Raw genomic sequence first — 21219 nt, 5'->3', positions numbered from 1 at the left:
ATTTATTTGTTATTCTGTAATTTCAGCAGGCGGGGTTACTCTTCCAAAGAGTTTTTCTCCCCATCCTTTCCATTTGTATTTCCAAGCCATAATACCTAAGAAAATAGGATACATTACCAATACAGGAATAAGAATATCTACTCCGGCCGAAGGCTCTGAGATGTCTTTTAATATAGAATTTGTTTGAAAAACAGTCCAGTCTGCTGTTACTAACATAGCAGCAATCATATTATTGCCGGCATGAAAACCGAGTGCTAATTCCATTCCCTCATCCATCAACGTCATAATCCCCAAAAAGAAACCAGTACCAATGTAATACACCATGATAATTGAGCCTAGTTTATCTACTTCAGGATTAAAAAAGTGAAGTCCTCCAAATACAACTGAGGTAACTATTAATGGAAGCCAACGATTTCTTGCTATCACACCTATCCCCTGCATTAAATAACCTCTAAAAAGGTATTCTTCAAAACTAGTTTGTAAGGGAATCATCACAATTGCAATAAGTGCCATTATTAAAAAAGGAACTACTTCAAACTGTAATACATAATCATCAGGATTACTATAATAATCTATAGTTGTTAAAACTATTGTTACAATAGCAATTAAACCAAACCCAAAAAATACACGCCCCCAATCTACTTTCTTTCTAGAAGTTGTAAGAGATCGCATTGTTTGTTTATGTAAATACTTAACCATAAAATAAAGACCAAGAAGACCTACAGCAAACCCTAACAACATTAAAAACAGCGTAAGGTTAGAATCTAAAATGGTCATTAACTTTGAAGTATCTTGTAAATCATTAACATCACCACCTTCTGTCATTAATTTTGCAGTAGCCGCAATTACAAAAGGAATACTACCAACTTGAGAGGCTATAAAAATAACAATAGCACCTACAAGGTATCGCCACCAATCATGTAAAACGTTAAATGCTTGAGATATATACATAGTGTTTAATTTAAATCTTTAATAAGGTTCGTTTCCCATGATAAGTTAGTATCATATAGCAACGTTCCGTTACTAATTCTTAAGGGAGAAGAAATATTGTTAGTGTATAAACTACCAGTTCCTAATCCTTGCGGCAATTTAACATTTTTTGTAAAAGTATATTGCGAAATGGCGTTTAATCCTACATTACTTTCTAATGCCGAAGTAATCCACCAACCAATATTCTGTTTTTGGGCTAATGAGATCCACTCGTCACTACCTTTAAAACCACCAATAAGACTAGGCTTTAAAATAATATATTGCGGTTGTATTGTTTCTAATAACTTTTGTTTTTCTGAAAGACTAAAAACTCCTATTAGTTCTTCATCCAAAGCAATTGGGAGCGGTGTTTGTTCGCATAAAGCTGCCATTTCTTGCCATTGGCCTTGTTTAATAGGCTGCTCTATGGAGTGCAATTCTAGTTCTGAAAGTAGTTGAAGTTTCTCTAAAGCATCATTAGGGGTAAAAGCTCCATTTGCATCTACTCGAAGTTCAATTTCTGAAGCTGAAAACTCAGAACGAATACTTTGGAGTAAATCGATTTCAGTTTTAAAATCAATAGCACCTATCTTCATTTTTATGCAACTAAAACCTTCAGAAAGTTTTTGAGCTATTTGTTCTTTCATAAAACTTTTATCACCCATCCATATAAGTCCGTTAATGTTGATAGCAGTATTTCCTTTACTAAATTCAGAAGGAAAAATAGAAAAAGGTGTGTCTCTTTGTAAAGACATAAAAGCAGTTTCAATTCCTATTTGAATAGACGGAAAATGAGTTAATTCAGTATATAAAATTTCTTTACCCAAATGAATATTATTACAAACCCATTGTAGTTTTTCTTCATACTCTGGTACATCATCAATACTTAATCCGCGTAATAACCCGCATTCACCTACTCCTTTTTTATTACTATCATGAATGACAATAAAGTAGGTGTCTTTTGTTTTTAAAACCCCTCTTGAAGTGCCTGAGAGGCGTTTAAATTGTAATACGTGTTTTTGGTAGGTTGCTTTCAAGGTGGATTGTATAGATTAATAGATTTTTAGATAGTTAGATGGTTAGATGGTTAGATGGTTAGATGGTTAGATTAGTTTTAAATTTTGAAGTCATTTTTATAATTTCAAGTAATCTAGATTGTAGTACTTGTAAGTCATCATCTTGCAAGAAACCCAAGTCATTAGAGATTAGAATCTGTGTTTCAATCTCATAACAAGAACCAATAGCAATTTCTAAAAATCTTGAGAATTCTTTATTTGACTTTCTTGAGCAGCCTTCAGCTATATTAGATGGAATTGAAACAGAAGCTCTTCGTAACTGATTAATTATTCCAAATTTCTCTTCCGAAGGAAAACTAGATGTTATAGTATATACTTCTTGACAAAATTTTCTACTTTTCTTCCATATCTCTAAATCTTTAAACCTATGCATACCTATTTATCTAATAATCTTATAGTCTAGTAATCTTACAATCAAATACTAAATTTCAATATTTTGCTTTATATCTAATAAAATCAACTCTTTATTAGCTTTTTCAAAAGCATTTTTAGCCTGCGCATGGTCAATTTCTATATATCCAAAGGTATCATAATGAACCCCAAGGACTTTATCGCATTTAACAAAATCACTTGCTATCACAGCATCGTCAATCCCCATTGTAAAATTATCTCCAATAGGTAAAATAGCAAGGTCTAATTTTGTGTGCATCGGGATAAGTTTCATATCCATCGTTAAAGCTGTATCTCCTGCAATGTAGATGTTTTTATCTGCTTCTATAACAAAGCCTCCTGGTTGTCCTCCATAACTTCCGTCTGGGAAAGCGCTAGTGTGAATAGCATTAACATACTTTACTTTTCCAAAATCAAATTTCCAACTCCCTCCATGATTTAGCGGGTGTACAGTAAATCCTTTTTCTTGATAATGCATAGCAATTTCATAATTGCTTACTATAGTTGCTCCTGTATTTTTTGCAATAGCCTCAGCATCTAGAATATGATCCTCATGTGCATGCGTAAGTAGTATATAATCTGCTTTTAGGGTATTAATATCTACTTTATCTTTTGATAGTGGATTTCCTGAAATAAAAGGATCTACAATAATATTTTTCTCATTGGTTTCTATAGCTAAACTATTTTGACCGTAAAAAGTAATTTTCATATTGAATTATTTTTATAATGAAGACATAATTTAAAACAACCCAACCGCAATTAAAAATAAAATTGTGTTAAGATGAATAAAAGAGAAAAAATGAACGTACTTAACGCTACTTTTTTTAATTCTGGATCTAATAAGGCTGGTGTTTCTGTTTTAAAAACTACATAAATATTAAGTCCTAGAGGAATAAATGCCAACAAAGGAAGAAAATGGATAGCCGCTTCTGCTTCTAAAAAAAAATAACATACCGCTGTCAAAAAAGCTATAAAAATAAGAAGAGTGTGATACAATTTTGACACCTTAGCTCCTAGTACAACTGCCAATGTATTTTTATTTACTTTTTGATCCTCTACTCTATCACGCATATTGTTTAAGTTAAGCACCGCAGCACTTAAGAGGCCTATTGTAATAGCTGGTAAGACGATAAAGCTTGTTAATGTTTGGGTAAACAAAAAATAACAACCCATCACGCCTACTAGTCCAAAAAACAAAAAAACAAATACGTCTCCCAAAGCTCTATAACCATACGCTTTTTTACCTACGGTATAAGTAATGGCAGCTACAATAGCTGCAATTCCTAGGTTAAAAAAAACAAGTGATAGAATAAAGTTTTTGTTTCCGAACGCAATAAAAATAAGTAGACTAGCTAGAAATAAGGTAATAAAGCTAGTTGCTATCATTCCATATTTAAGTTCTTTTGCAGTTAACAAACCGCTTTGTAGTGCACGAGCAGGACCTACTCTATTTTTGTTATCAGTTCCTTTTACACCATCACCATAGTCGTTTGCAAAATTAGAAAGTACTTGAAAACCTAATGTTGTCAAAATTGCAAGTATTAGGATTGTTATATCAAATTGCTCAACAAGTATTGCTGCTCCACCAGCTGTTAAAATTCCAGATATAGAAAGAGGAAGTGTACGTAATCTCGCTGCAGAAAACCAAGCACGTATTTTTTTCATAAATTAAAAAATAAAGAACAAAAATACGTTTAAAAATAAAAACCTACGCCATTAAAAAATGACGCAGGTTAACTTAACTCAATTTAAATATGAAACTAAAATTTACTTAATTATGAGCTTTTGTGAAACACCTTCAGTATTGCTTACAATATACGTTCCAGTACTCAAATCTGAGATTACTATTGAAGATGCCTCACTTATATTTTTCACTATTCTACCAGTTATGTCATAAATACTATAGTTGCCTGGTTTACTAAGGTATATTCTTTCGTTTGCTGGGTTTGGATAGATAACAAAATTGGTGGTATTTGTAAACTCAACTTCGTCTATTCCTAAAACCACGTTATCTAAAGAAAAAATACTTAAAGTTGCACTTACCTCGTTAGAAACTATTAATAAAGCAGACCCAGTAGGACTATCTACTGCATCTACAAATACAACTCCTTCTGGTCCAAGGTCTCCACTTACAGGGTCTCCAGCAACGGCTCCTCTACTATTTAAATATTGTACGAAAACTGGTGCCATTGGATCTGAAACGTCGTACACCATTACACCACCAATTCTTTCTAATAAAATAAACGCATAGTGATTACCATCAATTTCTTTTACAATGACACCTTCAGGCTCAGGGCCCTTGTTGTCACTTCTATCTTTAAAAGAATTATTGCTATTACTTGCATTAAATATTGCTCCGTAAATAGGATGGTTTGCAGTAATTGTTTCAAAATCATTTCCGCTATCATATACAAGAGTACCTGTATTTGCTTCAAAAATACTGAATGAACGTCCACCAAATACATGTATCTCCTCAAACTCTCCATCATTATCAATATCCCCAGAAGCATTTGTAACATTTATTTCACCAAGGTTTGCTGACAAAGCTAAAATATCAACATTATTAAATACCGAAGCATCTAAAATATAATCTGAATCACCAATGTTGCGTTCCTCTTCAAAAGTATCATACTCTCTTGCATCTCCTTCGTTTGCAGTAACAATATACCCAACACCTCCTATTTCATAAAACGAAATGGCATCTGGCATGTACATCCCATAGACTGGCCATGTTGAATCAAAAATAAAATCAGTATCATTACTTACATCTAGTGAGTTTTCTGGAAGACTATGGTCTTTTAATCCAAATGGAAGTATCTGTGTTATAGTGTTTAGTGTTAAGTCTACCACAGCATATGCATTGTTTTCCTGTAGTACTACGTAAGCAAACAAATTATCATTAGAAACTGTTATATATTCTGGTTCCAGATCTTGAGATACAGTTGCTCCCGGCCCAAATATTCTTACTCCAGCGGCTTCAAGAGCTGCTTGAGCAGGATTAAAAGCATTAAAATTGAGTGTAGTGACATTTGCTTGAGAAATAGCACCTAAACCTCCAGAAACATCAATTATTGACACAGACCCTTCTGGATCTATTGTATAATCACTATTAGGTTCACCTTCGTTTGCAACAATAACTTTAGAACCATCTGGTGTAAATGTTAACATATCTGGTAACGCCCCTACCTCTACTCCAACTTGATTATTACCATCTGTATCTGCAAAAAGCACAAAACCATTATCCGTTTTAGTTTCTGCTGAAACAGCAGCGGCAACAATACCATTGTTAACTGCCACACTTTGCACTCCAGAAGTTCCTGCAGGTAATGCAACACTTGCTAAAGATGAAATATTTTCTGGGTCTGAAAAATCTAATACTTCTATACTTTCTGAGTTTGTTACAAACAAACGCTGAGTTATTGGGTCATAAGCTGTAATTTCGGCAGTACCAGATGCATCTACCAAGTAACTAGCTAAAAAGTTCATATCTAAAACAGAGGAGTCTCCAGCAGGGATAACTGTATCATCATCTAAAATATAGACTGAAAAAACATCCTGTGCTCCAATCTGAACATCAGATTCATTCTCTAATTGAAGTACAAAAAATACATCTGCATTATCTTCTGTATTATTAAGTATTGGAATTAGTACTGATTGTGAATCTGTGCTTCCCGCAGGGAAAGTTATTGTTTGAGTTGAGGCAAAAATAAAGTCGGTTCCTTCAACTGCAGTTCCAGCGGTTATAAGGGATACATCTATACTTCCTTGAGTAGTTGGAGCTTGAGAGGGAGAAATAAATATTTCGATTCCTGCACCGCTTTCAGAAACAGAAGTAAAAGCAGTATCAAATTCTACAGTAACAGTAACAGGCATATTAATAGCACTTCCTGGAGAACCTATATTTGGCACATTTCCGCTAGAGCCTCCTTGTGCTATTGTTTCTACTGCTCCATTTGCATTACCAACTACACTAAATGCTCCCAAATCTGAATCATAAGACTGACCATCATTAGCAGCCGTATCAGGGTAAGTAGCACTATCTACTGGAGTAGTTGCTGTAGGGTCACCTACCCATAGGGTAACAGTATCTCCACCACCACCAAGTCCAGCGCCGTCTGTAGTTCCTATTTTAATTCCTGATAAATCAATAACAGGATTCCAAACGCCTGTAAACGTAGTAACTTCATTTACATCATCTGTTATAAGAACAATTATTGTTTCTCCAGGTTGTATATCTGTAATACCATTTATTATATCTGCATCGGTACTTGAAGCCGATTCGTCATCATAATATAAATCACCGTCAACTCCAGAAATCCAAGCATCTACTCCCGTATTTGTAATTTCAAACCAATCTGCAGTTAAATCATCGCCAGCTTGACCAGAAAAAATTTCAGTAATTAATAAGTTAAACATTGAAGTAATAGCTGGTCCATTACCAGGAGAACCAATATTTGGTACATTCGCAGCATCTCCTCCAAGTGCAATAGTTTCTACTGCTCCATTTGCATTACCAACTACACTAAATGCTCCTAAGTCTGAATCATAAGACTGTCCATCATTTGCCGCTGTGTCCGGATAGGTAGCACTATCTACTGGAGTAGTTGCTGTTGGGTCACCAACCCAAAGAGTAACAGCATCACCACCACCACCAAGTCCTGCACCATCTGTAGTTCCTATTTCAATTCCTGATAAATCAATAACAGGACTCCAAACGCCTGTAAACGTAGTAACTTCATTTACATCATCTGTTATAAGAACAATTATTGTTTCTCCAGGTTGTATATCTGTAATACCATTTATTATATCTGCATCGGTACTTGAAGTCGATTCATCATCATAATATAAATCACCGTCACTCCCAGAAACCCATGCAGCACTTCCGTTATTTGTAATTTCAAACCAATCTGCAGTTAAATCATCACCAGCTTGACCAGAAAAAATCTCGGTAATCTCTAGTGTAAATGAAAGACCAGAAGGTATAAAACTCCCTAAAGTAACTTGTGTGCTTAATGTTGTTGAGCCATTACATAATCCCTCTCCATCTAATGAGTCAATAGCTCCAAATGTCCAATTTGCAGCGTTAAAACTACCGCCATTTGCAGTTTCCATATCGTTTCGTAAGTAAAATGAATCTGTATGCTCCCATGCAGTACCTGCTCCATCAACATTATCTTCTCCAAATCTATCAATAACTGTATTTGCAGCATTTACAATTTGAAAAGCATCATTTCCATTAGAATTGATATTACCATTCATAAGAACATTTGAGGATATACCAAATTCTGAAGCTAATATGGTTTCGTCATTTGTAACATATAAAAAAGCATCTGAAATTGAACTAAAACTTGTTAAATCGATATCTGTTGTAAAGCCATTTCCGTTAGATTGTCTTTGGACTTTCCAATTGGTTAAATCAATTGTACCATTAATATATATCTCTAGCACACGTCCATTTGCCCCTGGACATGGAGAATCTACATATCCAGTAATTAGTGCTTCTTGTGAGAATAAATAGCTAGTAATAAAGAGTGTAAAAAAAAGTAAAATATTTTTCATAGGTGTTTTTAAATTAGTTGACACAAATGTATTAGGCTATTGTAAGTATAGTTTTAGCTTAGTATTAAGCTACAATGAAGAAATAGTAGTTTAATTTAAGTTGTTAACACTAAATGTTATTGGAATGTAATTTTCAGGTTAAAAAATTTCGAACTCAAAATCTTTTTTTACTTTTATGCAAACCAAAACCAACTAGATATGGCTTCAAGAAATCAATTAGGGCTTTTAATTTTACGTGTAGGAGTAAGTGGATTAATGCTTTTTCATGGTATTCCAAAACTTATGGAAGTTTTACAAGGAAACTTTGATTTTGGAGATCCTATAGGTATTGGAGAAGTTGCTTCAAAAATATTAGCAGTTATTGGAGAAGCAATCTGTCCTATTCTAATCATAATTGGGTTAAAAACTCGATTAGCAGCCATCCCAGCAATTATTACAATGGCAGTAGCCGCTTTTGTGGTACATGGAGCTGATCCTTTTCAGAAAAAAGAGTTAGCACTTATATACCTAATAGGATTTGTTGCTATAGCCCTTTTGGGTCCTGGGAAGTTTTCGGTAGATAAGAGATAATTACTTAAAAATAGTAACCAATAGCTCTTTTAAAATATCACCTTGTGGCATATTAGAGGCGCCAACACCCTTGCTTTTTAAGTCTGCTTCTTTAACAGCAGTAATTATAGCACTTACCTTTTTCATAGGATAGTTACTAGCGGCAAGTTGGTAGTCTTTAATAAAATAAGGATTTACTCCTAAGGCTTTTGAGGCATTTGCCTTATTACTTAAGGAATGATACGTCAATAATTTGCTGAAAAAAGAATACAGCAAAGAAACTGTCATTACTATGGGATGATTCTTTGGGTTCTGTGCAAAATATTGCACAATTGCATATGCTTTTTTTATATCCCTAGCTCCAATCGCGTTTTGTAATTCGAAATTGTTAAAATCTTTACTTATCCCTATATTCTCTTCAATATCCTGTGGTGTAATTTGCTTCCCATCTGGTAGAATAAGTTGCAGCTTTTGTATTTCATTATTAACCTTTCCTAAATCGTTACCCAAAAATTCGACTAACATTTGTGCTGCCTTAGGAGTGATGGTGTAGCCTTTTGTTGCTAACACCCCTTTTATCCAGTCTGGCACTTGATTATCGTACAGTTTTTTACTTTCAAATAAAACACCTGTATTTTTAATGGTTTTTGCTAATTTTTTTCTAGCATCTAACTTTTTATATTTATAACAAAAAACCAAAACTGTTGTAGGCTGTGGGTTTTCAGCATAAGACACTAGATTTTCAATAGTACGTGATAAATCTTGCGCCTCTTTTACTATAACCACTTGCCTTTCTGCCATCATAGGATACCGTTTTGCATTACTCACTATCTCATCTACGGTAACATCACGACCATACAAAACAACTTGATTAAAACCCTTTTCTTCTTCTGAAAGTATATTATTCTCAATGTAACTAGAAATAGTGTCTATAAAATACGCCTCCTCGCCCATCAAAAAATAGATGGGATGTATCGTTCCACTTTTAATGGTATTTATAATAGTATTTGCGTTACTCAAAAATGAAAATTTTATAGTGGTTACCCTATGTATTTTATACTTTTACAATAATGCAACCGCTCAATTTTAAAAAGTATTCGTTTCGTTTCAAAAGTAACGAAAACAAACCATTGATTTTTGACCCAATCCGAAAAAAATTTATGGTACTAACTCCAGAAGAATGGGTTCGTCAACATGTGCTTAAATTTTTAATAAATGAAAAAGAATATCCAATATCACATATCAACGTCGAAAAGCAATTAGAACTTAATGGTACAAAAAAACGATATGACATCGTTGTTTTTAACAATGATGGCAGTATTCATCTTATAGTAGAGTGTAAACGTCCCAAAGTGGCTATTACGCAAACAACTTTTGACCAGATTGCACGCTACAATATGGCATTAAATGCAACATATTTAATGGTAACTAATGGAATACATCATTATTACTGTAGAATTGAGAAAAATAAAGAACGTTATGTTTTTTTAGAAGAACTTCCTACCTATCAAAATATATAAAATACCTTTATTTGTAGCGTGAATATAGCAATTGTAATATTAAACTGGAATGGAAAATCACTACTAGAGGAGTTTTTGCCTAGTGTCGTTTCCTATTCTAAAGAAGCTACTATATATGTTGCGGATAATGCCTCAACAGACGATTCTGTAGCTTTTATAACTGAAAAGTATAAAGATGTAAATATAATTCAGAATACAACTAATGGCGGCTATGCGAAGGGATATAATGATGCTTTAAAAAACGTTACAGAAGACATTTTGGTGCTACTAAATAGTGATGTTGAAGTAACCAAAAATTGGCTACAACCCATTACTAATGCGTTTAAAAATGACCTTACATTAGTTGCCGCCCAACCCAAAATATTAGATTACAAAAACAAAGACTATTTTGAGTATGCTGGCGCTGCTGGAGGGTTTCTAGACGCATATGGATATCCTTTTTGTAGAGGTCGCATATTTAATACAATAGAAAAAGATAAGGGACAGTATAATGATGTTTTACCAATTTTTTGGGCCACAGGGGCATGCCTTTTTGTTAAAAACAAAGCATTTAAAGCTATTGGGGGTTTTGATGAAGACTTCTTTGCGCATCAAGAAGAAATAGACTTATGCTGGCGTTTGCAAGCTAAAGGTGGAGTGATTAAATATATTGGCGCTTCTAAAGTATATCATCTTGGTGGAGCAACACTTTCTAAAAGCAACCCCAAAAAGACATTTTATAATTTTAGAAACACTTTATTACTTTTAGTAAAAAATTCTGCTGGGGTAACAGTTTGGTTTAGAGTATTAATTAGATTATTACTAGACGGATTAGCAGCTTTTCAGTTTTTATTGCAAGGAAAGTTTAAGCATATTATTGCAATTTTAAAAGCACACATTAGTTTTTATGGTTTACTTCCTAAATTTATTCAGAAAAGAAAGAAAAATGCTTCATATTTAGAGTACTATAGAGTCAAATCTATTGTTTTTCAGTATTTTGTAAGAAAGAGAAGACACTTTAACGACGGCTACTAATTTTTACTTAAAGTATTGTTAATCGTTATTGTTTAATCCTACCATTTAATAATTTTGACTTATAATTTAACATTTAAATTAAATAACAAACATGAAAAAAATACTGATACTAGCGATTAGTTCTGCCCTACTTTTAACTTCTTGTGTTTCTAAGAAGAAATACGCAGATCTAGAAGCTAAGCAAAAAAATACGCAAGATTTATTAAATACAGCAACAGTAAAGTTGAACAGTTGTTTAACAGATAAAACTGCTGCCCTTACGAGAGTACAATCTCTTGAAGAGCGTCTTGCCGAACTTAAAAGAACTAACCAAGACTTAATTCAAAGTTCTAAGGACCTTACAATTTTAACTAAGCAAGGAGCCACTAATCTTGAAAAGTCTCTAGAAAGTTTAAAAGAAAAAGATCTTAAAATTTCACGTTTACAAGATGCCTTAAATAAAAAAGATAGTGTAACGCTAGCATTGGTAACTAGTTTAAAGAAAGAAGTTGGACTAGATGATGAAGACATCCAAATTAACGTAGAAAAAGGTGTTGTATTTATTTCATTAAGTGATAAAGTACTATTTAGAAGTGGAAGCTACAACCTATCGACTAGAGCTAATGAAATACTAGGAAAAGTAGCAACAGTAATTAACAGTAAGCCTAACTTTGAAGCACTTGTAGAAGGACATACAGATAATGTACCTTACAAAAAGGGTGTTTTATTAGATAACTGGGACTTAAGTGCTAAACGTGCAACAGCTGTAGTAAGAAAACTAATGGAGTTAGGAGCTAATCCATCACAATTGATAGCTGCAGGTCGTAGTGAGTTTGTGCCGCTAGTAGATAACTCAACAGCAGAAAACCGTTCAACAAACAGAAGAACAAAAATATATGTACTTCCTAAGATTGATCAGTTTTATGAAATGATTGAAACAGAATTAGAGACACTTTCTACTGAAGGAGGTCAATAATTTTAATTCAATAAACTAATAAACAAGAACCACGCTAGCTAGCGTGGTTTTTTTATCTTTACTAAATGGGAGTAATTACAAAATTTTACGAAGCATTTGCAAACAGAGATGCTGAAACAATGGTCGCTTTATATAGCAATGATGTGATTTTTGAAGATCCTGCGTTTGGTGTTTTAAAAGGAGAGCATGCTAAAAACATGTGGCGTATGTTGTTAGACGCACCAAAGTCAAGTGATTTTAAAATAGTAGCTTCAAATATTACTGAAGATTGGGAATCTGGAACTGCACATTGGGAAGCCTTTTACAATTTTGGAAAACAAAATAGAAAAGTTCACAATAAAATTGATGCTTCATTTACTCTTAAAGATGGTAAAATAGTGCAACATATAGATAGTTTTGACGTATACAGGTGGTCAAAGCAAGCATTTGGAACAACAGGGGTTTTGCTTGGATGGACACCCTATTTCAAAAATAAGTTAAGAAAACATGTATTAAAAAGCTTATCTACCTTTGAAAGTAAGCAGGTTTAAATCTCAAGACTCCCCTTGCCTTCTCGTATTAATACAGGTTCACTTCCAGTTAAATCTATAACAGTTGAAGGTACATTATCTCCATATCCACCATCTATAACCACATCTACAATGTTCATCCACTTCTCATAAATTAACTCTGGATCTGTAGTATACTCAATCACCTCATCTTCATCCTTAATTGAAGTTGATATAATAGGGTTTCCTAATTCCTTTACTAAAGCACGCGTAATGTTGTTATCTGGAACACGTATACCAACTTCTTTCTTCTTTTTAAATACCGTAGGTAGGTTATTATTTCCAGGAAGAATAAATGTATAAGGACCAGGCAATGCACGCTTTAATATTTTAAATGTTGTGCTGTCTATTTGTTTTACGTAATCTGAAAGGTTACTTAAATCTTCACAAACAAAAGAAAAGTTTGCCTTAGCGAGTTTTACATTTTTAATATTGGCAACCTTCTCTAAGGCTCTGTTATTTGTAATATCACAACCTAAGGCATATACAGTATCACTAGGGTAAATAATAAGTCCACCACCCCTAACAATATCTATTGCTCGCTTAACATCTTTAGGATTCGGGTTTTCTTCGTAAAGTTTAATATACTCTGCCATACTCTATATACACTTACTTAAATTTACAAAAAAAATATTGGAAATTGTAACTTCATGTATGTTTTTCGTCTATTAAAAAGTTAATAACAATGATAATAACTAAGCACCATAAAATAGCTTTTTTGTCGTTATAGCTTATATCTTTAAGATTTATGAAAAGATTACTTTATATATTCAGTTTTATAGTAGTAGGGTTGGCACTTTCATCTTGCTCTTCTAATGACAATGAAACCCCAGAAGAAGAACCCTCTCCATTACAAGCAGAGGTTAGAATGGATGTTTCCTACGGAAGTAACCCCCAACAGGCTTACGATATTTACCTTCCAGAGGGCAGGACAGCTTCAAAAACTAAGGTAATAGTATTAGTACATGGTGGTGGATGGATTGAAGGAGATAAGGCAGATATGAGCAATTTTATAAGTCTTATTCAGCAAAATCATCCTAATCATGCTATTGTAAATATGAATTATGTATTAGCAACTACATCTATCCCAGCTTTTCCTAATCAGTTTTTAGATATTGATTCTGTCCTAAACAAACTAACTGCCGAAGCTGAAGACTTGCAAATTCTCCCAGAATTTGGCTTTATAGGGACTAGTGCAGGAGCGCATCTTTCTTTACAATATGACTATGTTTATGATACAGATAATCAAGTAAAATTTGTAGCAGATATAGTTGGCCCAAGTGATTTTACAGATCCTTTTTACGCGAATGACCCTAACTTTCAAGTAGCTCTTGGTTTTTTTGTTGATGAAGACGCATATCCTGGTGTAACAGACTACGCGGCAGAAGTAAGCCCTGCATTACAAGTAAATGCTTCTAGTAGTCCTACAATAATGTTTTATGGAGACCAGGACCCTCTAGTTCCATTAACTAATGGACAAACCCTAAAAGACAATCTTACAGATCAACAAATCACTAATAGTTTTACTGTTTATGAAGGCGGACATGGAGACGATTGGAGTCAAGCAAGTATAGCTGACTTACAACTAAAATTAAGTGGTTTTATAAATACACACCTTCCTATAGCTGAATAAATCATCTTAGATAATCTGCTAGAAACACAATAAAAAACATCCAACCTACATACATCGTAGTATATCCAAATGCAAAAAATAAAGAGGTATCCAGCTTACCAATAGTATTATGGGATTTACTAAAAACAAGTCGTAAAGCTCTAAAGAAAATCCAATAAAGCATTGCTAATAAAATAAAAAAAGAAAACCATAACACAATTTCAAGTAGAAGTAAACCTACTAACATAAGAATAGTAATTGCAATCCATAGTAAGATTGAGATAATAATTCCTTTTAAACCACCTCCAGAAGCCATATCAAGACCAGTTTCTCCAAAACCTTCAATAAGTGGAACCTCTGGAATTATATTTCCTCGCTTAAAAGTCTTAAACTTTGGAAAGCTATCCAACAATCCAACTCCTTTGTATAATCCATAAAAAAGAAATAAAAAAATAAAGAAGGATATTATACTTAGAGAAATATAAAAGTTAGATGTAATACTTCGGTGAGAATGAATTCCAGTAAAATAAACCGTTAAAGTTGTTACCAAAATAACAATCAATGAAACAAAAAAAATAGCTCCTCCTTTTAAATATGTTTTTTTAACTTTCATAAGTGACTACGATATGTAATTCCAAATATTCTTAAACTTTGTTAGTTGATTATATGCTTTCTTAATTGGTAAATTTTCAGGCTGTATTAGGTTAGGATCACTTTTAAGTACCTGCATAGCATAACTTCTTGCTATTTTAAGGATTTCAGTATCCTTTACTATATCTGCAATTTGAAGGTTTAAAACGCCGCTTTGTTGTGTTCCCATAATGTCACCTGGTCCTCGCAATTTTAAATCAACTTCCGCGATTTCAAAACCATCACTAGTACGAGTCATAGTCTGTAAACGAGTTTTAGCATCTTGAGATAATTTATGACTAGTCATTAAGATACAGTAACTCTGCGAAGCTCCTCGCCCTACTCTACCCCGTAATTGGTGTAATTGTGATAAACCAAAGCGTTCTGCACTCTCAATAACCATCACACTAGCGTTAGGGACGTTAACGCCAACTTCTATAACAGTAGTAGCAACCATTATCTGCGTTTCCCCTCTTACAAAGCGATCCATCTCAAATTCTTTATCTGCGGCTTTCATTTGTCCATGAACAATAGAGATTTGATAGTTTGGTTTTGGAAATTCGCGCTCAATACTTTCATACCCATCCATTAAATCTTTATAGTCTAATGCTTCACTTTCGTTTATTAATGGATACACAATATACACCTGTCTTCCTTTAGAAATTTCATCTTTTAAAAACCTAAAAACTTTTAGTCTATTGGAGTCAAATCGATGGACAGTTTTAATGTCTTTTCTTCCTGGGGGTAATTCATCAATTACACTTATATCTAGATCTCCATAAACACTCATAGCCAACGTTCTTGGTATTGGAGTAGCCGACATTATTAATATATGAGGAGGGTGTGTATTTTTATGCCAAAGCTTACTTCTTTGTGCAACACCAAATCTATGTTGTTCATCAATTACTGCAAGTCCTAAATTATTAAATTTTACCTTATCCTCAAGCAATGCATGCGTGCCAACGAGCACTTGTAATTCTCCATTTTCTAAAGAAGCGTGGATATTTTTTCTATCTAAAGTTTTAGTTGAACCAGTTAATAATTTTATACTGATTTTCAGTTTATTACATAATTCAAGTAAGTTGTTATAGTGCTGTACTGACAAAATTTCAGTAGGAGCCATTAAACAAGCTTGAAAACCATTGTCAAGTGCTATTAATATTGACATAAACGCCACTATTGTCTTCCCTGAACCAACATCACCTTGCAATAGCCTATTCATCTGAGCATTACTACCCAAATCGTTTCTGATTTCTTTTATAACTCGTTTTTGCGCATTGGTTAATTTAAAAGGTAAATACTGCTCATAAAAAGTTGTGAAGTACTCCCCTACTTTTGTAAATGGATACCCTTTAATTTTAGTTTTATGCAGTACATTTTTTCGTATTAACTGCAACTGAATATAAAATAACTCCTCAAACTTTAATCGATATTGAGACCTTGCCAATTTTTCCTGATTTTGGGGGAAATGAATATTTATTAAAGCTTCTTTTTTGGGAAGCAATTTTAATGTTTCCAATAGTGGTTGTGAAAGTGTTTCAGAAAAAGAAGTATGCGCTTCAGTAAACAATTGTTGCTGTAGTTTTATTATAACTCTATTTGTAATTCCGCTATTATTTAGCTTTTCAGTAGAGGGATAAATAGGTTGCATCGCAGACCGAACTCCTTTTTCATGTTTAGCAAGTAATTCCATTTCCGGATGCGGCATAGAATAGACCCCATTGTAATAGTTAGTTTTTCCAAATACAACGTATGGAGTATTCAACTTTAAATTTTCTTTAATCCATTTGTGTCCTCTAAACCATACTAACTCCATCGTGCCTGTATCATCTCTAAATGTAGCCACTAGTCGTTTTCCTCGCTTTTGCTCTACTGTCTTTATGTGTGTTATGGTACCAACTATTTGCACCTCTGCATTGGTTTGCTGTAATTGTGCAATTTTGTAATACTTAGTACGGTCTAAATACCTATTAGGAAAGAGGTGTAACAAATCTTGAAAAGTGAAGATTCCAAGCTCCTTTTTAAGCAAATCGGCTCGATTAGGACCTACACCTTTAAGATAATCGATTGGAGTTTGCAAAAAATTTTCATTCATAACACGAATTTAGGTATTTTGGCAAAACAATTGATGCTTGTCTTTTATGAGATACTTACTCTTTTTTTTACTTTACCCAATTACCGTACTATGTCAACAAACAGAAACTGTTGATTTTAAAAAAGTTGAAGCAACAATCCAATGCTTATCTGAAAGTCAAACTGTAAAAGGTAATGTACTGGTAAGCTTCACAATGCTAAAAGACGCAAAATCGGTATATCTAGATGCTATTAACTTTTATGATATAATATCAAAAAGCACAGAAATAGAGGTAGTTTCTTCAGAAAAAAAAATAACCTTAAAAGGTAATTTTAAGACTAACCATACGTACTCTATATCCTTTTCTTATAAAGCAAAACCAAAGCAAACCCTATACTTTACAGGAGATCAAATCTGGACACAAGGACAAGGGAAATACACCTCACATTGGTTGCCCAGTATTGATGATATGAACGATAAAATTGAATTTGACATTTCATATAATACCTCAAGGGAGGTTACTGTAATTGCAAATGGAAAACTAAGTTTATATGATGATAAACCTGTGGACAGAGAATTGTGGAATTTTGACATGCAACAACCCATGTCTAGCTATCTTGTTGCTTTTGCGATAGGTGATTTTGATAAAAAAATACTACAATCTACTTCTGGTGTCCCAATAGAGCTGTATTATAAGCCAGAAGACTCTTTAAAAGTTGAACCTACATACCGCTACACAAAAGAGATATTTGATTTTTTTGAAACTGAAATTGGTGTTCCCTACCCATGGCAGAACTACAAACAAGTACCAGTAAGAGACTTTTTATACGCTGGGATGGAAAATACAAGCTGCACTATTTTTTCTGAAGCTTTTGTAGTAGATTCTATTGGGTTTAATGATAGAAATTATGTGAATGTAAATGCGCATGAACTAGCACACCAATGGTTTGGAAATCTTATAACTGAAACCTCAGGGACACACCATTGGTTACAAGAAGGTTTTGCTACATATTACGCCTTACTAGCAGAAAAAGAAGTCTTTGGAGACGATTATTTTTACTGGAAACTTTACAACACCGCAGAGCAACTCAAAGCGTTGAGTGAGGAGGGAAAAGGAGAATCTCTGTTAAATCCTAAAGCGAGCTCGGTAACCTTTTATGAAAAAGGAGCTTGGGCATTGCATATTTTAAAAGAAAAAATTGGAGAAGAAGCTTTTAAAAAAGCTATCAAAAATTATTTACAGAAGTATGCTTTTAAGAATGTTTCAACCGAAGATTTTCTAACACAAGTAAGAGCCGCTAGTGACATAGATATTTTGCAATGGGAACAAGATTGGTTGCAACAAACTGCCTTTAAAGCAGAACAAGCTTATAAATCACTTATTAAGTCGCCATTTATGAACCGTTATTTTGAAATAGCAGCATTAAGAAGTACGCCCTTAGAAGATAAAATAGAACAATTAGATAAAGCATTAACTTTTCCCAATGATTTTATAGGTCAAGAAGCTATTTATCAATTATACAATGAACCTATAAATGAAACCGAAGTACTTTACCAAAAAGGCTTAAAAAGTAACAGCCTATTTGTTCGTCAAGCAATTTCTCAAACAGTACAGACCATACCTCCAAGCCTAAAAGACAGTTTTATTAGTCTATTAAATGATAAGAGTTATGTTACTTTAGAATCTGCTTTAATAGGACTATGGCAAAACTACCCAGAAGAAAGAGTTTCTTTTCTAGAGAAAACAAAAAATACAGAGGGTTTTCAAAACAAGAATATAAAACAATTATGGCTGGCATTGGCATTACTTACAGATGGATATAACACTTCAGCAAAACCTATTTATAAAAAAGAATTACAAAATTACACAAGTAAAGAGTTTAGTTTTGAAGTGCGTCAAAAAGCGTTTGAGTATGTAAATCAACTTCAGTTATATAACAAGAGTGTGCTAAAAAACCTTTTAAATGCTTGTGTACACCATAACTGGCGCTTTAGAAGCGAAGCTAGAAAGTTACTTGCAGAAGTACTTAAAAAGCCAGATAAAAAAGAGACACTTAAGAATCAGCTAAGTAGCTTTTCTGAAAAAGAAAAGGAATACCTAAACAGAGTATTAGAGTAAACAAGCTACCTACTACTTTTTCTACCTATTGCCTAATTTAAAACAACTCTCCTACTTCTTTACGAACGTATGCTAGTGCTTTTTGAGAAGGAGTTACTTCTTCCATAAAGTTTTGCAGTAACCACTCACGCATTTTGTCGGCTCCATTATCTTTTTCATGCATTGCACCTTGTCGTATTATATGAATAGTCGCATTTTTGGCAGCATTAATTAAATTCCAACATTCTTGAGACACGTAGATTTGTTGTGTCATGTTATGATCATATTCTTGTTCAATGTTTCTTATAAGAAGATCTTCATACTTATCTACCTCATTAGAAAAAGGCTTAACACGCACCAATAGTTTCATTGGGTCAATGCGCTCAAGAAATAAAGTCATACGCTCATATGCTTGTAAACGCATGGGTAAAATCTTATTCTGTGCCTCTTTTTGTATTAAATAACGTCTTCTTCCCTCTTCATTGGCTGTGTGCCCTTTAAAAAAGAAATAGGCTATAATTCCTACTACAATTGCTGGTAATAAATACGCAACATAACTTAAAACTTGGGTCATTTCTTCCATGCTAACTTATATTAATATCTTATTTCATCTAACTTTTTTAATTCTTTTACCTTCTCCTTTGCTTCTTTCTTTTTGTAATTTCCTCCAAGATTTGGACACTCTTGTATTTCTTTTACGCCATTAAAAGGAACATCAACTTTATTGTACCCAAACGAATCTGATAACGTTTTTATTAAGTTTTTATCGCCTAAAGTAATTTCAACATCTTCCATTGTAAACTGCGAAGGGTGCTCATACCCACAGGCATGCGTCATCTCTAATAATTCTTTTCTAAAATTTTTAAAATAAAAATGAGTTCGCGTGGCTTTATCATCAATATTAATTCCTCTTTGCAACCATTTATTTTGAGTAGCGATTCCTGTTGGACATGTATTATTATGACATACCTTAGCTTGTATACACCCAACAGCTAACATTGCCTCACGAGCCACATTAATGCAATCTACTCCCATAGCAAAAGCCATTGCAGCTCTAGCCGGAAACCCCAATTTTCCACTTCCTACAAAAACTACTTTTTCACAGAGATTATGTTTTTTAAATATTTTATAGACTTCAGGAAAAGCAAATACCCAAGGCATTGACACATGATCTGCGAAGCTTGGTGGCGCTGCTCCAGTACCCCCTTCTCCTCCATCAACAGCTATAAAATCTGGACCTTTTCCAGTTTTTTCCATTAGTTCGGCCAATTTATGCCAGTCATCAAGTTTTCCAACTGCAGATTTTATCCCAACGGGAAGTCCTGTTGCATCGGCAATAGCCTCTACAAAATCTACCAATCCTTCTACGCCATCAAAAGCTGAATGTGTGGGAGGAGAAAGTACGTCTTTGTTCATAGGAACATTACGTATTTCAGAAATTTCTTTTGTTATTTTTGAAGCAGGAAGTACACCGCCTTTACCTGGCTTTGCCCCTTGCGACAGCTTTACCTCGATAGCTCTTATTTGCGGGTTATTTTTTACAAGTTCTATCATCTTTTCCATAGAAAAGTTCCCATCATCGTCACGAACCCCAAAATAGCCTGTTCCAAAGTGAAAAACAACATCACCCCCATTCTTATGGTAAGGCGACAAACCACCTTCACCAGTATTGTGATACGCATACGAAAGTTTACAGCCCTTGTTTAAAGAGGCAATAGCTCTTGCAGAGAGTGAACCAAAACTCATTGCCGAAACATTAATAATTGAAGATGGTCTATAAGGTCTTCTTCGTTTATTATGAGCACCCATAACTTTTGCACATCCTAAAAAATATGGGTCTTTTCTATTTGGATGGTCATCTGCGAGCTTATAGGGAAGCATTGCATTATTTATAAAAATATAGTTTGATTCATAGATATCTCGGTCAGTACCAAATCCTTCATAATTATTTTCATTTTTTGCAGAAGCATAAATCCACCCTCTCTCTATCCTATTAAAAGGAAGTTCTTCACGATTATTGGCAACAATATATTGACGTAGCTCTGGACCTATACTTTCTAGCATATACCGAAAGTGTCCAACTACAGGGAAGTTATGGAGAATTGTATGTTTTTTCTGAAAAATATCACGCAAAGCAATAATTACAATCACTAATAGAACCCAAGCCCACCAAGGAATACTACTAATAGTAGCCAAAACAGAATCCATATACTTATTTTTTAGGT

The 21219-nt window shown here is 33.7% G+C and carries 19 protein-coding genes; 7 read left to right on the top strand and 12 right to left on the bottom strand.

Annotated elements, in window-relative coordinates; genetic code table 11:
• Positions 1-9: 9 nt before the first annotated feature.
• From RM538_RS01220 to RM538_RS01195, 6 genes are all read right to left on the bottom strand, one after another.
• On the bottom strand, positions 10-951 hold the full coding sequence (locus tag RM538_RS01220) for a CPBP family intramembrane glutamic endopeptidase (RefSeq protein WP_311331567.1): 942 nt from the start codon (positions 949-951) through the stop codon (positions 10-12).
• Between the two features lie 5 nt (positions 952-956).
• Positions 957-2006: an o-succinylbenzoate synthase gene (locus RM538_RS01215; protein WP_311331566.1), complete on the bottom strand. Its 1050-nt coding sequence runs from the start codon at positions 2004-2006 to the stop codon at positions 957-959.
• 58 nt (positions 2007-2064) lie between these two features.
• Positions 2065-2418, bottom strand: a complete 354-nt coding sequence (locus RM538_RS01210) for a four helix bundle protein (RefSeq protein ID WP_311331565.1) — start codon at positions 2416-2418, stop codon at positions 2065-2067.
• Between the two features lie 48 nt (positions 2419-2466).
• Positions 2467-3144, bottom strand: coding sequence for a metal-dependent hydrolase (locus RM538_RS01205; RefSeq protein ID WP_311331564.1), 678 nt, complete (start codon positions 3142-3144; stop codon positions 2467-2469).
• Positions 3145-3194: 50 nt separating this feature from the next.
• Positions 3195-4100 carry a 1,4-dihydroxy-2-naphthoate octaprenyltransferase gene (gene menA, locus RM538_RS01200; RefSeq protein ID WP_311331563.1) on the bottom strand — a complete coding sequence of 302 codons (906 nt, stop codon included), beginning with the start codon at positions 4098-4100 and terminating at the stop codon, positions 3195-3197.
• Between the two features lie 102 nt (positions 4101-4202).
• Positions 4203-7994 carry a choice-of-anchor I family protein gene (locus RM538_RS01195; protein ID WP_311331562.1) on the bottom strand — a complete coding sequence of 1264 codons (3792 nt, stop codon included), beginning with the start codon at positions 7992-7994 and terminating at the stop codon, positions 4203-4205.
• A 198-nt stretch (positions 7995-8192) separates the two neighbouring features.
• On the opposite strand from RM538_RS01195, the gene RM538_RS01190 reads away from it, so the two are divergent.
• Positions 8193-8564 (top strand): DoxX family protein, encoded by a 372-nt coding sequence (locus tag RM538_RS01190; RefSeq protein ID WP_311331561.1) that lies wholly within the window; start codon positions 8193-8195, stop codon positions 8562-8564.
• Here the strand turns inward: RM538_RS01190 and holA are convergent, their stop codons facing one another.
• On the bottom strand, positions 8565-9563 hold the full coding sequence (holA, locus tag RM538_RS01185) for a DNA polymerase III subunit delta (protein ID WP_311331560.1): 999 nt from the start codon (positions 9561-9563) through the stop codon (positions 8565-8567).
• A 50-nt stretch (positions 9564-9613) separates the two neighbouring features.
• Here holA and RM538_RS01180 point away from each other — a divergent pair, with 50 nt between their 5' ends.
• The 4 genes from RM538_RS01180 (at position 9614) to RM538_RS01165 (ending at position 12562) form a co-directional block, all read left to right on the top strand.
• Complete coding sequence (locus RM538_RS01180) at positions 9614-10063, top strand: type I restriction enzyme HsdR N-terminal domain-containing protein (RefSeq protein WP_311331559.1); 450 nt, start codon at positions 9614-9616, stop codon at positions 10061-10063.
• An 18-nt stretch (positions 10064-10081) separates the two neighbouring features.
• Positions 10082-11077: a glycosyltransferase family 2 protein gene (locus RM538_RS01175; protein WP_311331558.1), complete on the top strand. Its 996-nt coding sequence runs from the start codon at positions 10082-10084 to the stop codon at positions 11075-11077.
• A 91-nt stretch (positions 11078-11168) separates the two neighbouring features.
• Positions 11169-12032 carry an OmpA/MotB family protein gene (locus RM538_RS01170; RefSeq protein ID WP_311331557.1) on the top strand — a complete coding sequence of 288 codons (864 nt, stop codon included), beginning with the start codon at positions 11169-11171 and terminating at the stop codon, positions 12030-12032.
• 65 nt (positions 12033-12097) lie between these two features.
• Positions 12098-12562 carry a nuclear transport factor 2 family protein gene (locus tag RM538_RS01165; RefSeq protein ID WP_311331556.1) on the top strand — a complete coding sequence of 155 codons (465 nt, stop codon included), beginning with the start codon at positions 12098-12100 and terminating at the stop codon, positions 12560-12562.
• Here RM538_RS01165 and RM538_RS01160 read toward each other — a convergent pair.
• Positions 12559-13176 (bottom strand): L-threonylcarbamoyladenylate synthase, encoded by a 618-nt coding sequence (locus tag RM538_RS01160; RefSeq protein ID WP_311331555.1) that lies wholly within the window; start codon positions 13174-13176, stop codon positions 12559-12561. The two genes, RM538_RS01165 and RM538_RS01160, sit on opposite strands and share 4 nt — an antisense overlap.
• 152 nt (positions 13177-13328) lie before the next feature.
• Between RM538_RS01160 and RM538_RS01155 the strand changes: the two genes are divergently transcribed.
• Complete coding sequence (locus RM538_RS01155) at positions 13329-14213, top strand: alpha/beta hydrolase fold domain-containing protein (protein ID WP_311331554.1); 885 nt, start codon at positions 13329-13331, stop codon at positions 14211-14213.
• A 1-nt stretch (position 14214) separates the two neighbouring features.
• On the opposite strand, the gene RM538_RS01150 is transcribed toward RM538_RS01155, so the two are convergent.
• Positions 14215-14805 (bottom strand): hypothetical protein, encoded by a 591-nt coding sequence (locus RM538_RS01150; protein WP_311331553.1) that lies wholly within the window; start codon positions 14803-14805, stop codon positions 14215-14217.
• Between the two features lie 6 nt (positions 14806-14811).
• Positions 14812-16917, bottom strand: a complete 2106-nt coding sequence (recG, locus tag RM538_RS01145; RefSeq protein ID WP_311331552.1) for an ATP-dependent DNA helicase RecG — start codon at positions 16915-16917, stop codon at positions 14812-14814.
• Positions 16918-16963: 46 nt separating this feature from the next.
• Between recG and RM538_RS01140 the strand changes: the two genes are divergently transcribed.
• Positions 16964-19015 carry a M1 family metallopeptidase gene (locus tag RM538_RS01140; RefSeq protein ID WP_311331551.1) on the top strand — a complete coding sequence of 684 codons (2052 nt, stop codon included), beginning with the start codon at positions 16964-16966 and terminating at the stop codon, positions 19013-19015.
• Between the two features lie 37 nt (positions 19016-19052).
• Here the strand turns inward: RM538_RS01140 and RM538_RS01135 are convergent, their stop codons facing one another.
• Positions 19053-19577 (bottom strand): DUF7935 family protein, encoded by a 525-nt coding sequence (locus tag RM538_RS01135; protein ID WP_311331550.1) that lies wholly within the window; start codon positions 19575-19577, stop codon positions 19053-19055.
• 11 nt (positions 19578-19588) lie between these two features.
• Entirely contained in the window at positions 19589-21202 is a 1614-nt protein-coding gene (locus RM538_RS01130) for an FMN-binding glutamate synthase family protein (protein ID WP_311331549.1), read from the bottom strand.
• Between the last annotated feature and the right edge of the window lie 17 nt (positions 21203-21219).

It is taken from the genome of Patiriisocius hiemis (assembly GCF_031846325.1).
In the GTDB taxonomy this organism is placed as follows: domain Bacteria; phylum Bacteroidota; class Bacteroidia; order Flavobacteriales; family Flavobacteriaceae; genus Patiriisocius_A; species Patiriisocius_A hiemis.
This window is presented reverse-complemented; position numbering and strand designations above follow the sequence as displayed.

Bases quoted from the DNA above. Each gene is read 5' to 3' on its own strand.
- RM538_RS01220 (WP_311331567.1), bottom strand. From the start codon at position 951: ATGTATATATCTCAAGCATTTAACGTTTTACATGATTGGTGGCGATAC.
- RM538_RS01210 (WP_311331565.1), bottom strand. From the start codon at position 2,418: ATGCATAGGTTTAAAGATTTAGAGATATGGAAGAAAAGTAGAAAATTT.
- RM538_RS01205 (WP_311331564.1), bottom strand. From the start codon at position 3,144: ATGAAAATTACTTTTTACGGTCAAAATAGTTTAGCTATAGAAACCAAT.
- menA (WP_311331563.1), bottom strand. From the start codon at position 4,100: ATGAAAAAAATACGTGCTTGGTTTTCTGCAGCGAGATTACGTACACTT.
- RM538_RS01195 (WP_311331562.1), bottom strand. From the start codon at position 7,994: ATGAAAAATATTTTACTTTTTTTTACACTCTTTATTACTAGCTATTTA.
- RM538_RS01190 (WP_311331561.1), top strand. From the start codon at position 8,193: ATGGCTTCAAGAAATCAATTAGGGCTTTTAATTTTACGTGTAGGAGTA.
- RM538_RS01180 (WP_311331559.1), top strand. From the start codon at position 9,614: ATGCAACCGCTCAATTTTAAAAAGTATTCGTTTCGTTTCAAAAGTAAC.
- RM538_RS01170 (WP_311331557.1), top strand. From the start codon at position 11,169: ATGAAAAAAATACTGATACTAGCGATTAGTTCTGCCCTACTTTTAACT.
- RM538_RS01165 (WP_311331556.1), top strand. From the start codon at position 12,098: ATGGGAGTAATTACAAAATTTTACGAAGCATTTGCAAACAGAGATGCT.
- RM538_RS01160 (WP_311331555.1), bottom strand. From the start codon at position 13,176: ATGGCAGAGTATATTAAACTTTACGAAGAAAACCCGAATCCTAAAGAT.
- RM538_RS01155 (WP_311331554.1), top strand. From the start codon at position 13,329: ATGAAAAGATTACTTTATATATTCAGTTTTATAGTAGTAGGGTTGGCA.
- RM538_RS01150 (WP_311331553.1), bottom strand. From the start codon at position 14,805: ATGAAAGTTAAAAAAACATATTTAAAAGGAGGAGCTATTTTTTTTGTT.
- recG (WP_311331552.1), bottom strand. From the start codon at position 16,917: ATGAATGAAAATTTTTTGCAAACTCCAATCGATTATCTTAAAGGTGTA.
- RM538_RS01140 (WP_311331551.1), top strand. From the start codon at position 16,964: ATGAGATACTTACTCTTTTTTTTACTTTACCCAATTACCGTACTATGT.
- RM538_RS01135 (WP_311331550.1), bottom strand. From the start codon at position 19,577: ATGGAAGAAATGACCCAAGTTTTAAGTTATGTTGCGTATTTATTACCA.
- RM538_RS01130 (WP_311331549.1), bottom strand. From the start codon at position 21,202: ATGGATTCTGTTTTGGCTACTATTAGTAGTATTCCTTGGTGGGCTTGG.